Source organism: Micromonospora sp. DT68, assembly GCF_049847245.1.
Taxonomy (GTDB): Bacteria; Actinomycetota; Actinomycetes; order Mycobacteriales; family Micromonosporaceae; genus Micromonospora; species Micromonospora profundi.
This window is the reverse complement of sequence record NZ_JBNCNZ010000004.1, coordinates 404533-418076: the sequence shown is the minus strand read 5'-3', so window position 1 is coordinate 418076 and position 13544 is coordinate 404533. Positions and strand designations below refer to the sequence as shown.

The 13544-nt window shown below is 69.5% G+C and carries 11 protein-coding genes; 9 read left to right on the top strand and 2 right to left on the bottom strand.

Features of this window, described 5'->3' with window-relative positions:
• Positions 1–5: 5 nt before the first annotated feature.
• From ACPXB1_RS10505 to ACPXB1_RS10495, 3 genes are all read left to right on the top strand, one after another.
• Entirely contained in the window at positions 6–1643 is a 1638-nt protein-coding gene (locus tag ACPXB1_RS10505; protein ID WP_355589567.1) for an ABC-F family ATP-binding cassette domain-containing protein, read from the top strand.
• A 38-nt stretch (positions 1644–1681) separates the two neighbouring features.
• Positions 1682–2002, top strand: a complete 321-nt coding sequence (locus ACPXB1_RS10500) for a hypothetical protein (RefSeq protein WP_053654123.1) — start codon at positions 1682–1684, stop codon at positions 2000–2002.
• A 313-nt stretch (positions 2003–2315) separates the two neighbouring features.
• Entirely contained in the window at positions 2316–3041 is a 726-nt protein-coding gene (locus ACPXB1_RS10495) for a methyltransferase domain-containing protein (RefSeq protein WP_425735126.1), read from the top strand.
• Between the two features lie 42 nt (positions 3042–3083).
• Here ACPXB1_RS10495 and ACPXB1_RS10490 read toward each other — a convergent pair whose 3' ends face one another.
• Entirely contained in the window at positions 3084–4109 is a 1026-nt protein-coding gene (locus ACPXB1_RS10490; protein WP_425735125.1) for a LacI family DNA-binding transcriptional regulator, read from the bottom strand.
• Positions 4110–4252: 143 nt separating this feature from the next.
• On the opposite strand from ACPXB1_RS10490, the gene ACPXB1_RS10485 reads away from it, so the two are divergent.
• From ACPXB1_RS10485 to ACPXB1_RS10465, 5 genes are read left to right on the top strand one after another with little or no spacing between them, the layout of a single operon-like run.
• Positions 4253–5767, top strand: coding sequence for an alpha-N-arabinofuranosidase (locus ACPXB1_RS10485; RefSeq protein ID WP_425735124.1), 1515 nt, complete (start codon positions 4253–4255; stop codon positions 5765–5767).
• A gap of 59 nt (positions 5768–5826) precedes the next feature.
• Positions 5827–7161 carry an ABC transporter substrate-binding protein gene (locus tag ACPXB1_RS10480; protein WP_425735123.1) on the top strand — a complete coding sequence of 445 codons (1335 nt, stop codon included), beginning with the start codon at positions 5827–5829 and terminating at the stop codon, positions 7159–7161.
• A 6-nt stretch (positions 7162–7167) separates the two neighbouring features.
• Positions 7168–8133 (top strand): carbohydrate ABC transporter permease, encoded by a 966-nt coding sequence (locus tag ACPXB1_RS10475; RefSeq protein ID WP_355589578.1) that lies wholly within the window; start codon positions 7168–7170, stop codon positions 8131–8133.
• 10 nt (positions 8134–8143) lie between these two features.
• A complete protein-coding gene (locus ACPXB1_RS10470) occupies positions 8144–8998 on the top strand; it encodes a carbohydrate ABC transporter permease (RefSeq protein WP_355589579.1) in 855 nt (284 codons plus the stop codon).
• Positions 8995–10020 (top strand): glycoside hydrolase family 43 protein, encoded by a 1026-nt coding sequence (locus ACPXB1_RS10465; protein ID WP_355589581.1) that lies wholly within the window; start codon positions 8995–8997, stop codon positions 10018–10020. The genes ACPXB1_RS10470 and ACPXB1_RS10465 overlap by 4 nt, the downstream gene beginning before the upstream one ends.
• Before the next feature lie 48 nt (positions 10021–10068).
• Here the strand turns inward: ACPXB1_RS10465 and ACPXB1_RS10460 are convergent, their stop codons facing one another.
• Positions 10069–11565, bottom strand: coding sequence for an amino acid permease (locus ACPXB1_RS10460; protein ID WP_355589583.1), 1497 nt, complete (start codon positions 11563–11565; stop codon positions 10069–10071).
• A gap of 303 nt (positions 11566–11868) precedes the next feature.
• Between ACPXB1_RS10460 and ACPXB1_RS10455 the strand changes: the two genes are divergently transcribed.
• Entirely contained in the window at positions 11869–13542 is a 1674-nt protein-coding gene (locus tag ACPXB1_RS10455; RefSeq protein WP_425735121.1) for a glycoside hydrolase family 10 protein, read from the top strand.
• Positions 13543–13544: the final 2 nt, after the last annotated feature.

The window sequence follows — 13544 nt, the reverse complement described above, 5'->3', positions numbered from 1 at the left end:
TCCTGATGAGCGCCACGATGATCGTCAAGGACCTGGCCGCCGGGCACGGCGACCGCCCACTCTTCGCCGGACTGGACCTGGTGGTCGCCCCCGGCGACGTGGTCGGCCTGGTCGGGCCGAACGGCGCTGGCAAGTCGACGCTGCTGCGTACCCTCGCCGGATTGTTGCCGGTGGAGGCCGGCAGCGTCCGACTCAGCCCGCCCACCGCGAGCGTCGGGCACCTGCCGCAGGAGCCGGAACGGCGACCGGGCGAGACGGTACGCGACTTCCTGGCCCGGCGGACCGGGGTGACCGCCGCGCAGGCCGCGTTGGACGCGGCGACCGAGGCGCTGACCGCCGGAACAGCCGGGGCCGACGACGCGTACGCCGACGCCCTGGAGCGCTGGCTCGCCCTCGGCGGCGCGGACCTGGAGGAGCGCGCCGAGCAGGTGAGCGCCGACCTGGGCCTCGCGGTGGATCTGGACCATCCGACGACCGGGCTCTCCGGCGGTCAGGCCGCCCGCGCCGGGCTCGCGTCGCTGCTGCTCAGCCGGTACGACGTGTTCCTGCTCGACGAGCCGACGAACGACCTGGATCTGGCCGGGCTGGAGCGGCTGGAGGAGTTCGTCACCGGGCTGCGGGCCGGGACGGTGCTGGTCAGCCACGACCGGGAGTTCCTGACCCGCACTGTGACCCGCGTGTTGGAGCTGGACCTGCCCCAGCAGCAGATCAACCAGTACGGCGGCGGTTACGCGGCCTACCTGGAGGAGCGCGAGGTGGCGCGCCGGCACGCCCGCGCCGACTTCGAGGAGTACGCCGACACAAAGGCCGGGTTGGAGGCACGGGCCCGCACCCAGCGTGGCTGGATGGAGAAGGGCGTGAAGAACGCCCGCCGTAAGGCCACCGACAACGACAAGATCGGCCGCAAGTTCCGGAGCGAGGCGAGCGAGAAGCAGGCCGCCAAGGCCAAGCAGACCGAACGGCTCATCGAACGGCTCGACGTGGTCGAGGAGCCCCGCAAGGAGTGGGAGCTGCGCATGGAGATCGCCGCCGCACCCCGCGCCGGCGCCGTCGTGGCCACGCTTCGAGGTGCCGTGGTACGCCGGGGCGGGTTCACTCTCGGACCGATCGACCTTCAGATCGACTGGGCGGACCGGGTCGCGGTCACCGGGGCGAACGGCTCCGGCAAGTCCACCCTGCTGGCCGCGCTGCTGGGCCGGCTGCCGTTGGACGAGGGCACCGCCTCGCTGGGGCCGGGCGTGGTGGTCGGCGAGGTCGACCAGGCCCGTGGGCTGTTCCTCGGCGACGCCTCGCTGATCGACGCGTTCCACGCGGCCGTACCCCACATGTCGCCGGCGGACGCGCGGACCCTGCTGGCCAAGTTCGGATTGCGGGCGGCGCACGTCCCACGGCCTGCGGCCACCCTCTCCCCCGGAGAGCGGACCCGGGCGGCGCTGGCCCTGCTCCAGGGCCGTGGGGTCAACCTGCTGGTGCTCGACGAGCCCACAAACCATCTGGACCTGCCCGCCATCGAGCAGCTCGAATCGGCGCTGGCCAGCTACCCGGGCACGCTGCTCCTGGTCACCCACGACCGGCGGATGCTTGCCGCCATCGAGACGAACCGCCGACTGCGGGTGGACGCCGGGCGGATCGCCGAGGATTGATCCGTGCCGGCGGACCGTCACGGGGTGAGAATGTCGCCATGCTCAAGTGGGAGTACGCCCTGCTGGTCCGCCGCCGTCAGGCCGCGACCACCGACCTCGGCTGGGAAGTCGTCTTCGTCTGGTACGGCCCGGACGGCTCGATGGTCGACGTGACACCGTACGGCGACACCTCGCTGGCCCACCTCAACCGGGCCGGGGACCAGGGCTGGGAACTGGTCTCCATGAGCGAGGACCCGTCACTGCCCGGCAACAACGAGCTGCACCGCTACCACCTCAAGCGGCCGAAGGCCACCGATCCCCCGCCCCGGCAGCGGATGCGCGGCGCGGGCCGACCGGGCCGCCGTACCCTCTCGGGCTGACCTGGGGCCGTACCTCTGCTCTGGCCGACCCCGGCGCACCCTGCCACCTCGGCCCGATCCGCCGCACCCGGACGCGGCTCACGGCTCGTGGTCGACGGCTCGTGGGCGCGGCCCGGCCCGAGGGCGCGGGCGCGGGCCTAGGGCTCGTCGGGGCGTGATACCTCTGAGGCATCTTGATGACTCTCAGGTATCAGGCTCGCCGCAGTGTCCCCGTCGGCCCTGCGACACGCCGACTGGACGGCACGCCGAGACTGTGGACGAGTGGGGCATACCGGGCGCGGATGCGGGTAACGCGCGGCGGGAGGTGGCCCCAATGGTTGCTTTGGCACAGACTCCACCCTCGGCCGACAGGCTGCGGGCGATCGACGAGTTCCTCGCGCAGGCCTGGGCGGACCAGGTCCGTCACGACGACCGGCTGCGTGACCTGGAGGTCGAGGTGCGGTTCGACCGAGGGGTGGCGCACCTCAGCGGTGAGGTGCCCGAGCAGGACGACCTACGGCTGGTACGCGACATGGTGGGCCGGCTGGCCGGGGTCTACGGCGTCTGGTGCCGGGTCGGCGTCGGAGGGCGGAAGCCTGTGGTGGTGGATCTCGGCTGCGGGCCGACGAAGCAGTGGCAGGGCAACCTGGGCCTGGACATCTATCCGGCGCCGGGCGTGGACGCGGTGGCGGACCTCTCCGGCTCGCTGCCTTTGGCCGACAAGTCGGTGGACGTCCTCTTCGCCGTACACATCCTGGAGCACCTGATCGATTTCCTGCCGCTTGTCGACGAGTGCCACCGGGTGCTCCGGCCGGGAGGCGTCCTCCATGTGATGAGCCCCTGGTGGGGGCACGTGAACGCGGTGGCGGACCCGACACACGTGCGGCTGATGGACGTGCAGACGTTCAAGGGGATCTGTCAGCTACGGCCGCCGGGCACCCCGCGTTGGTATCCCCTGCACGCCGGCTGCGACGGCGCTTCCATCTTCGCCGACCTGACGCCACTCCCCCCCGACGAGGACCCGGCACCCCAGTCCCACCTGGCCCGCTTCTTCGACTGATCCGCTTACCCCGGCCGGCCCGGTCAGGAAGTCACTGCGGCGTCACGCCGGCAGCGAGGGCACTACCTCTTGGGTGGATTCTCGTAGTTCCAGGCGGTAGGGGGCGGAGAGTTCGCGGGCGGGAGCGGCCCGGTCGCCGTCGAGGCGGTTGGCGAGCAGTTCGACGGCGAGGCGGGCGATCCGCTCCTTGTCCGGCGCGACTGTGGTGAGCGTCGGGATCGAGAACCGGCCGTCCTCGATGTCGTCGAAGCCGACCACCGCCACGTCGCCGGGCACCCGCAGGCCGGCCTCGTGCAGGGCGCGCAGGGCACCAAGTGCGAGCGTGTCGTTGAAGCAGAAGACGGCGTCGGGGCGTACCCCCGAGGTGAGCAGGCCCCGCATTGCGGCGGCACCGTCGGCGCGGTGCCAGGCCGCCGCGGGCGCCACAAAGGTCTCGTCGAAGTCGAGGTCGGCGGCGCGGAGCGCGTCGGCGTAGCCGGCGAGGCGCAGCCGGGCGCTGGCGCCCTCGTCGGTGCGCTGCGAGCCGATGGCCGCGATCCGGCGGTGGCCGAGTTGGATCAGGTGGGTGGTGATCTCGCGGGCGGCTGCCACGTTGTCGATGACGACGCGATCGGCCGGGCCGTGGTCGACCCGCTCGCCGAGCAGCACCATCGGGGCGCCGTCCAGACCCGTCAGGTCCTCCGCGGTGAGCGCCAGCGGGCTGAAGATGAGCCCGTCGATGAGGTGGTCGGTGATGCCGGACGCGACCACCCGTTCCTGCTCGCGCCGGCCGCCGGTCTGGTCGATGAGCACCGTCCAGCCGTAGTCGGCGGCGGCGGTGACGACGTGGCGGGCCAGTTCGGCGAAGTACGGGATGTCCAGCTCAGGCACGGCCAGGGCGATCACACCCGTGCGGCCCTTGCGCAGGTGGCGCGCGGAGAGGTTCGGCCGGTAGTTGAGTTCGGCGATGGCCTGCTCGACCCTGGCCCGGGTGTCGGGCCGGACGTGGACATAACCGTTGACCACGTTCGAAACGGTCTTCACCGACACGCCGGCCCGCTCGGCCACGTCCTTGAGCCTGTGTCGCACTGCGGAACCTCCCCTGTAACCCAGCGCACCATACCTCGTCATCAGCTCTTTACAACGTTGCCTACAACGTTGTAGAAACGAGGGACACCGGGTGGGTCGTGACTGCGATCACCTGGCCCGGCACCGAGGAAAGGTGGCATCCCTTGCGGACGGCACAGCTGACGATCGACCCGGCCTTCGCGATCGGCCCGGCCGACCGACGTCTCTTCGGCTCGTTCGTCGAGCACATGGGGCGGTGCGTCTACGGCGGCATCTACGAGCCCGGCCACCCCAACGCCGACTCGCGCGGCCTGCGCCGAGACGTGCTGGAGCTGACCCGCGAGCTGGGCGTCTCGGTGGTCCGCTACCCCGGCGGCAACTTCGTCTCCGGCTACCGCTGGGAGGACGGGGTGGGTCCGGTCGGTGACCGGCCGCGCCGCCTCGACCTGGCCTGGAAGACGATCGAGACGAACGCGTTCGGGCTGGACGAGTTCATGACCTGGGCAGCCGAGGCCGGAGTCGAGCCGATGATGGCTGTCAACCTGGGCACTCGCGGCGTCCAGGAGGCTCTGGACCTGCTGGAATACTCCAACCACCCGGGCGGCACCGCGCTCTCCGACCTGCGTCGCAAGCACGGCGCGGAGGACCCGTACGGGGTGCGGCTGTGGTGCCTGGGCAACGAGATGGACGGCCCGTGGCAGGTCGGCCACAAGACCGCCGACGAGTACGGGCGGCTGGCCGCCGAGGCGGCCCGGGCCATGAAGATGATCGACCCGTCGATCAGCCTGGTCGCCTGCGGCAGCTCCAACCGGCGGATGCCGACGTTCGCCGCGTGGGAGGCGACAGTGCTGGAGCACACCTACGAGCACGTCGACTACATCTCGGCGCACACCTACTACGACCCGTCCGACGGCGACCAGGCCAGCATCCTGGCCTCAGCCGTCGACATGGACAACTTCATCACCGAGGTGGTGGCCACCGCCGACCACGTGGCGGCCAAGCAGCGGCACAAGCGCAAGCTGAAGATCTCGTTCGACGAGTGGAACGTCTGGTACGAGTCCCGGCTCCAGGCCGACCTGGACCGGCGTGGCTGGGTCGAGGCGCCGGCGCTGATCGAGGACGACTTCACCGCCGTCGACGCGGTGGTCGTCGGTGACCTGCTGATCACCCTGCTCCGCCACGCCGACCGGGTCGGGGTGGCCGCCCAGGCCCAGCTCGCAAACGTCATCGCGCCGATCCGCACCCGCAACGGCGGTCCCGCCTGGCGGCAGAGCATCTTCCACCCGTTCGCGCTCACCGCCCGGTACGCCCGGGGCACCGTGCTGCGTACCGAGCCGGTGTCGCCGCGCTACGACACGAAGAGGTTCGGGGACGTGCCGGTGCTCGACACGGTCGCCGTACACGACGAGGAGACCGGCGAGCTGACCGTCTTCGCGGTCAACCGTGACCAGACGGACCTCCCGCTGGAGATCGACCTGCGCGGTCTGCCAGGACTATCCGGTTATTCCTTCCAGAGCATCGCTGCCGGGTCTGACCCGTCGGCGATCAACACCGAGGCCGAGCCCGACCGGGTGACGCCCCGGGACCTCCCCACCCCCACCCCGGACGGCGGCCGGTGCACTGTACGCCTCCCCGCCGTTTCCTGGAGCGTGCTGCGCTTCGGCCCGGCCGGCGTCTGAAGTCGTACCGGGCTTGACCAGGCACAATTCATTCCGTCCCCCCAAGGAGAGATACCAGCATGATCCAGAACGACATGAGCCGGCGCCGCCTGCTCGGCCTTGGTCTCGGACTCGGTGCCGCGGCTTCGTTGACGCTCGCCGGTTGTGGCGGCGGCGACGATGACAGCGCTTCCGGGCCGGCCGCGGGCAACGGCGGCAAGGAGTACACCGGGCCCAAGGTCGACCTGAAGCTGTGGAACGGCTTCACCGGCGGCGACGGCGAGATCTTCAAGACTCTGGTGAACCAGTTCAACACCGAGCACCAGAACATCGCCGTATCGGTGGCCACGTACCAGTGGGAGGACTACTACAACAAGCTCCCCGGTGCGGCCTCCAGCGGCAATGGCCCGGACATCGCGGTCATGCACATGGACCAGCTCGCCACCTTCGCCGCCCGTGGCGTGATCAGCGAGCTGGACGACGTGGCCAAGAACCTGGAGCTCTCCGAGGGCGACTTCGCCCCGACTGTCTGGAAGGGCGGGCTCTACAACAACAAGCGGTACGGCATTCCGCTGGACATGCACCCGCTGGGCTTCTACTACAACAAGTCGGTAATGCAGAAGGCCGGCCTCGACCCGAACAAGCCGCCGACCACCAGGGACGACTTCACGGCGGCCCTTGTCGAGCTGAAGAAGTCGGGCGTACAGGGCTTCTGGGTCAGCCCGTTCCAGTTCACCGGCGGTATGACCTTCTACTCCCTGCTCAACCAGTGGGGCGGCACCCTCTTCGACGCCGACGTGGCAAAGGCCACGTTCAACTCGGACCCGGCGGTCGAGGCGTGCACCTGGTTCGTCGACATGATCAAGCAGGGCCACTCACCTGCGAACGTCGGCCAGGACGCCGAGTACCTGGCGTTCAAGAGCGGCAAGAACGCCTTCACCTGGAACGGCATCTGGCAGATCAACGATCTGAAGAAGAGCCCCGAGGTGCAGTGGGGCGTCGCCCCGCTCCCTCAGATCGGCAGCAAGCCGGCGGCCTGGGCGAACTCGCACAACTTCACGATCGTGAAGCAGCGGGCCAACAACGCCAACAAGGTGTCGGGCGCGAAGGTCTTCATCAACTGGCTGAGCCAGCACTCGCTGGACTGGGCCAAGGGCGGCCAGATCCCGGCCCGTAAGGACGTCCGCGAGGGTGCCGAGTTCAAGGCGCTTCCGGAGATCTCGGCGCTCGCCCCCGAGCTGGACTACGCGGCGTTCCCGCCGGCGGCACCGGGGCTGGGCGAGGTCATCACGACCTTCTACAACTCGTTCAACGAGGCGGCGCTGGGCAAGAAGACGCCGAAGCAGGCGCTTGACGACGGTGTTGCCAAGGCCAACAAGCAGCTCGAGGACAACCGCAAGAAGTACGGGAGCTGATAACCCGTGGCGGACGTGATCGAGGTCGGGGCGGCGCGCGATGACGCGCCGCCCTCGGCGGCCAAGGCTCCCCGCCGGGGCGCCACGGCGGGCCGGACCGGACGGGCGACGCCGTATCTGTTCCTCGCCCCCTACCTGATCCTGTTCGGGGTGTTCGGCCTCCTGCCGATCATCCTGGGCGTGTGGCTCAGCGTGCACCAGTGGGACTTCCAGCTGCCCAACCGCCCGTTCGTCGGGTTGGACAACTACAAGCAGCTCTTCTCCAGCGAGTCCGCCGTCTTCGGCGACTGGTGGCAGAGCGTCCGGGCGACCGCGATCTTCACGCTGCTGTCGGTGCCGCTGCTCGTTGTCGTACCGCTCGGGTTGGCGTTGCTGTTGAACCGCTCCTTCCCGGGTCGGACCTTCTTCCGGGCGGTCTACTTCGCGCCGTACGTGCTGGGTGTGGCAGTGATCGGCCTGCTCTGGCGGTTCCTGCTCGACGCCAACCTGGGCCTTGTCAACCGGGTCCTCGGCGTTGTCGGGCTGCCGTCGGACACGCCGTGGGTGACGAACATGCCGTGGGCGTGGATCTCGCTGGTCGGAGTGACGGTCTGGTGGACCTCGGGCTTCAACGCGGTGATCTACCTGGCCGGCCTCCAGGACATCTCGCCTGAGCTGTACGAGGCGGCCCGGATGGACGGCGCCAGCGCGTGGCAGCGGTTCCGCAACGTCACACTGCCCGGCCTGCGGCCGGTGCTGCTCTTCGTGATCACCACGACCGTCCTCGCCTCGGCGAACATGTTCGGTCAGTCGTTCCTGATCACCCAGGGCACGCCCGGGACGGAGACCCGCACTGTTGTGTGGTTCATCGTCGAGGAGGGCCTGCGGAACAACAACGCCGGTCGCGCCGCCGCCATGAGCATCGTGTTCGCCCTGATGCTGGTGGTCGTGAGCATCGCCAACTTCCGTCTCTTCCGCTACAAGGAAGACTGAGGGGTACGCCATGACGACGCCCACTCCGACCGCTCGCCGTTCCGCTCTCGCGAGCCGGGTCGTGCTCTACGCAACCCTCGTGGCGCTGGCCCTGATCTTCCTGGTCCCGCTGGCCTGGATGGTCATCACCTCGCTGAAGACCTACACGGCCGCGCAGCAGATCCCGCCGAGCTGGCTGCCCAACCCGGTCGCGGGCTACGGGTACGAGCAGATCCTCAACAACTCGGCCAACCCGGTGCTGCGCTGGTTCCTCAACAGCATGGTGGCCGCCACCCTGCACTCGCTGCTGGTGCTGGTGACCGCCTCGATGGCGGCGTACTCCCTGGCCCGTCTGCGGTTCCGCGGGCGCGGGGTGACCTTCGCCCTGATCGTCGGGACGCTGTTCATCCCGCCGACCTCGCTTATCGTGCCGAACTTCTTGATCGTCGACCAGCTCAACTGGATCGACACCCTCGCCGTCGTGGTGGTGCCCGGCGCGGCCAGCGCGTTCGGGGTGTTCTTCCTGCGGCAGTTCTTCCTGTCTCTGCCGAACGAGTTGGAGGAGGCCGCGACGCTTGACGGCGCCAACCAGTGGCAGATCTTCTTCCGGGTGGTGCTGCCGCTGTCCAAGCCGGCGCTTGCCACCCTGGCAGTGCTGTCGTTCCTGACCAACTGGAACGACTTCCTCTGGCCGATCTTCGTGCTGTTCAGCCCGGAGAAGCTCACCCTGCCGCCGGGCCTGGGCCTGCTCCAGGGCTCGTACGTCACCGACTACCCGGTGATCATGGCGGGTGCGGTGCTGGCAAGCGTGCCGGTGCTGATCCTCTTCGTGCTCGCCCAGCGGCACATCATCCAGGGCGTCTCCCGCAGTGGTCTGAAGGGATGACGCGGGCAACCACCCGGCGACGCGGTGCGGCGGCGATCGTTCTCGCCGCCGCGCTGCTCGTTTCGGGCTGCACCGGAGACAGCGAATCCACCCCCACGAGCAGCGGGAGCGACTCCAGCATGTTCACCAACCCGGTCGTACGCACCGACGCCCCCGACCCGCAGGCCATCCAGGTGGGCGACACCTGGTATCTGTTCCACACCAACTCGGGCGGTCGCAACGTACCGGTGCTGACGTCGGCGAACCTGGTCGACTGGGCCGAGGCCGGCGATGCCCTGCCGGCGCTGCCGGACTGGGCGGATCCCGGCAAGACCTGGGCGCCCGAGGCGATCCCGTTGGCACCGGACCGGTTCCTGCTCTACTACACGGTCGCCGGCCGGGAGTCCGGGCGGCAGTGCGTCGGGCGGGCGGTGGCAAGCGCGCCGCAGGGCCCGTACTCCGACGACTCGACAGGTCCGCTGATCTGCCAGGCGGACCTGGGCGGGGCGATCGACGCGAGCCCGTTCCGGGACACCGACGGCAGCCTCTGGCTGCTCTGGAAGAACGACGGCAACGCCATCGGGGTCGACACCTGGCTCTGGTCGCAGCGCCTCTCCGACGACGGCCTGACCCTCGTGGGAGAGCCGACGAAGCTGCTCAAGCAGACCGAGCCGTGGGAGGGGACCTTGATCGAGGGGCCGTTCTTCCACCGTCAGGACGACCGGCTGCTGCTGTTCTTCGCTGCAAACGCCTACGACCGGGCCGAGTACGCAGAGGGCTACGCGGTCTGCGAGAGCCCGACCGGCCCGTGTGTGAAGGCAGCCGAGAATCCGATCCTGAAGAGCACCGACGCCGCCTCCGGCCCCGGTCACGCCTCGATGGTGGTCAAGGACGGCCGGACGTGGCTGCTGTACCACGCGTGGCCGCCCGGCCAGGAGGGCAGTACGGACCCAGGCCGGCAGGTCTGGCTCGACGAGGTGACCTGGGTCGACGGCAAGCCTGTCGTCAAGGGGCCGACCGCCACACCGCAGCCTCGACCCTGAACATGGAAGGGCCCTCGCCGAAGCGAGGGCCCTTCGACACGCGTCGGGTCAGGCGGACGGCTCGCGGGGCGACGGGGCGACGGCGGGCTCGTGCTGGGCGAGCCGGTTGCGGCGGTAGCCGTAGCCGAAGTAGATCACCGCGCCGAGCAGCATCCAGGCCAGGAACCGCAGCCAGGTCTCCACCGACAGGTTGAGCATCAGGTAGAAGCAGGCAAGCGCCGACACGATCGGCAGCACCGGCGAGAACGGCACCCGGAACGGACGCTCCAGGTCCGGCCGCTTGCGGCGCAGGATCGGCACCGCGATCGAGACGAGCACGAACGCGCAGAGCGCGCCGATGCTGACCAGGTCGGCCAGGGCGGACAGCGGCAGGAAGCCGGCCAGCAGCGCGACGACAACCGTCATGATCGCCGAGATCCGGTACGGCGTGCCCCAGCGCGGGTGCACAGTGGCGATCGAGGGCGGGATCAGCCCGTCGCGGGCGATGGCGAAGCCGATCCGGCCCATTGCCACCAGGTCGACAAGGATGACGCTGGTCAGGCCGGCGACAGCGGCGATGGAGACCAGCACGGCCGCCCAGCCGGCGCCGACCGACTCGAAGGCCGCCGCGATGGGGGCACCCCGGTCGATCTCCGTGTAGGGCACCATGCCGACAACCACAAGCGAGACACCGATGTAGAGCACGGTGGAGATCAGCAACGTGCCGAGCAGACCCAGGGTGAGATCCCGCTTGGGCTTGCGCGTCTCCTCACCGAGGTTGGCCACGGCCTCGAAGCCGGTGTACGCGAAGAAGACAACGGCGGCGGCGCTGAGCACCCCGACGAAGCCGAAGACCGACGGTTCCAGCCCGAACAGCGCCTGGGTTACCGGCTGCTTGATGCCGTCGTCGCCGCTGCCGGCGGGCTCGGCCGGCGGGATGAACGGGGTGAGGTTGGTGGCCTTCACGAAGAACAGGCCGGCGACCACCACGAAGACGCAGATGGACACCTTGACCAGCACCAGCAGGTTGGTGATCCGGGCGGACTCCCGGATGCCGACGATCGCCACGACGCCGAGGATCAGCACGATGGCGATCGCGCCGATGTTGACAGTGCTGCCCTCCTCGCCGAACCACCGGGTCGGCAGGTCGAGCAACTGGGCCAGGTATCCGGACCAGCCGCGGGCCACCACCGCCGCGCCGAGCGCGAACTCCAGCAGCAGGTCCCAGCCGATGATCCAGGCGACGATCTCGCCCATCGTGGCGTACGCGTAGGTGTAGGCGCTGCCGGCGGTCGGCACGCTGGAGGCCAGCTCGGCGTAGCAGAGGGCGGCGAGCAGGGCGACCAAGCCGGCGATGCCGAAGGAGATCACCACGCCCGGCCCGGCGCTGTCGCGTGCCTCGATGCCGGTGAGCGTGAAGATGCCGGTGCCGATCACGATGCCGATGCCGAAGCCGGTGAGGTCGACAGCACCGAGACGCCGCTTGAGCCCCAGCTTGCCTTCGCTGCCGTCGGCTTCGCCCTGGGCTATGACGTCCTTTATTGGTTTGGTTCGCAGCATCGACATGCGCTCACCCCTCCCACCGCGCGACCACCCCCGTGGCGGCCGGTGACCGGCGTTGCTACCCACCGTCGGGTACCGTCAACCGCCTCGGAAATATGACGTTCGGTATGCGGAAGATCACGCGCGGCAGCCCCGGCAATCGACGCCAGACGGGCCGGACTCCGACTGTCGGCCAGATGTGGTGTGAACCCCTTGCGGCGACAGGCCGGAGTGTGAAAATTTCCTTCCAGAGACAAATAGGCAGCGGCGAATCTTGCCGGGCCTGTCGCTCGGAACACCGGTAGCCCCAACGAAGGGACACACCGCATGAAAGCACGTCGAATAGGAGCTGCCGGGCTGGTCACGGCCCTGCTCGGCACGCTCGTCGCCGCCACCCCCGCAAGCGCCGCCCCGGCGAGCGCCGCCCCGGCGAGCGCCGAGACTTCCTCGACCACCAATTGCGTCACCGACCCGGCCACGCCGAAACGGCAGTTCCGGGCAATGTGGATCTCGTCGGTGGTCAACATCGACTGGCCCAGCAAGGCATCCCAGAGCAGCCCGGACCGGGTCGCCGCCCAGCAGGCCGAATACCGCGAACTGCTCGACCTCGCCGAGCGACTCAACCACAACGCCGTCGTGGTCCAGGTCCGGCCGACCGCGGACGCTCTCTGGCCCTCGCCGCACGAGCCCTGGTCGGAGTACCTGACCGGCGTACGCGGCCAGGACCCCGGCTGGGATCCGCTGGCGTTCCTCGTCAGCGAGGCGCACCGACGCAACCTTGAGTTCCACGCCTGGTTCAACCCGTACCGCGTCTCCATGCCGGCCCCCGGCGGCGCCGGCGCGGACCTCACGCAACTCGCGCCCGGCCACCCGGCGCAGCAGCACCCGGACTGGACCTTCGCGTACCCGCCGGCCGGCGTCGCCGGCAGCCGGCTCTACTACAACCCCGGCATTCCCGAGGTACGCGAGTTCGTCCAGACCGCGATGATGGATGCGGTCAAGAGGTACGACGTCGACGGGGTGCACTTCGACGACTACTTCTACCCCTACCCCAGCGGCACCTACCAGGTGCCTGACGACGCCACCTTCGCCGAGTACAACAGGGGTTTCACCGACCGGGCGGACTGGCGGCGGGACAACATCAACCTGCTCATCCAGGAGATGAACAGCAAGATCAAGGCGGCGAAGCCGTGGGTGAAGTTCGGGGTCAGCCCGTTCGGCATCTGGCGCAACAAGACCGCTGACCCGCTCGGCTCGGACACGACCGGCAGCCAGTCGTACGACATCATCTCCGCGGACACCCGCAAGTGGATCAAGCAGGAGTGGATCGACTACGTGGTGCCCCAGCTCTACTGGTACATCGGCCAGTACCCGGCCGCCGACTACGGACGGCTGGTCCCGTGGTGGGCCGAGACGGTGCGCGGCACCCGCGTGCAGCTCTACATCGGCCAGGCCGACTACAAGAGCGGCGACCCGGCGTACGGTTCGTTCTGGCAGAACCCGCGCGAGCTGTCCGACCACCTGACGCTCAACCGGTCGTACCCCGAGGTGCAGGGCAACGTGCACTTCTCGGCCGTGCAGGTACGCGCCAACCGGCTCGGCGCCACCGACATCTACGCCGCCGAGCACTACTCCCGGCCGGCGCTGGTGCCGGCAATGCCGCACCTGCCGGCCAAGCCGCTGCTCTTCCCGGTGGTCACCAAGACCGTCCGAGAGGCCGACGGGGTGCGGTTGACCTGGCGTCAGCCCGCCGACGGCGTCGGCCCTCTGGGCACTGCCACCTCGTACGCCATCTACCGTTTCGACGGCACCACGCTGCCGGGCCGGTGCGGCATCGCGGACGCCGCCCACCTGATCGACACCGTCCGGGCCACGCCCGGGACGCAGTCCTGGGTGGACACGTCGGCGGAACCGGGCCAGCGCTACACCTACCAGGTGACCGCGTTGGACCGGACCGCCAACGAGAGCCCGGCCAGCCCGCCGGCCTTCGTTCTCCGCTGACC

What these genes read in the sequence shown, in the direction of transcription:
- ACPXB1_RS10500 (WP_053654123.1), top strand. Translation starts at nt 1,682, where the DNA reads ATGCTCAAGTGGGAGTACGCCCTGCTGGTCCGCCGCCGTCAGGCCGCG.
- ACPXB1_RS10495 (WP_425735126.1), top strand. Translation starts at nt 2,316, where the DNA reads ATGGTTGCTTTGGCACAGACTCCACCCTCGGCCGACAGGCTGCGGGCG.
- ACPXB1_RS10480 (WP_425735123.1), top strand. Translation starts at nt 5,827, where the DNA reads ATGATCCAGAACGACATGAGCCGGCGCCGCCTGCTCGGCCTTGGTCTC.
- ACPXB1_RS10460 (WP_355589583.1), bottom strand. Translation starts at nt 11,565, where the DNA reads ATGTCGATGCTGCGAACCAAACCAATAAAGGACGTCATAGCCCAGGGC.
- ACPXB1_RS10505 (WP_355589567.1), top strand. Translation starts at nt 6, where the DNA reads ATGAGCGCCACGATGATCGTCAAGGACCTGGCCGCCGGGCACGGCGAC.
- ACPXB1_RS10455 (WP_425735121.1), top strand. Translation starts at nt 11,869, where the DNA reads ATGAAAGCACGTCGAATAGGAGCTGCCGGGCTGGTCACGGCCCTGCTC.
- ACPXB1_RS10470 (WP_355589579.1), top strand. Translation starts at nt 8,144, where the DNA reads ATGACGACGCCCACTCCGACCGCTCGCCGTTCCGCTCTCGCGAGCCGG.
- ACPXB1_RS10465 (WP_355589581.1), top strand. Translation starts at nt 8,995, where the DNA reads ATGACGCGGGCAACCACCCGGCGACGCGGTGCGGCGGCGATCGTTCTC.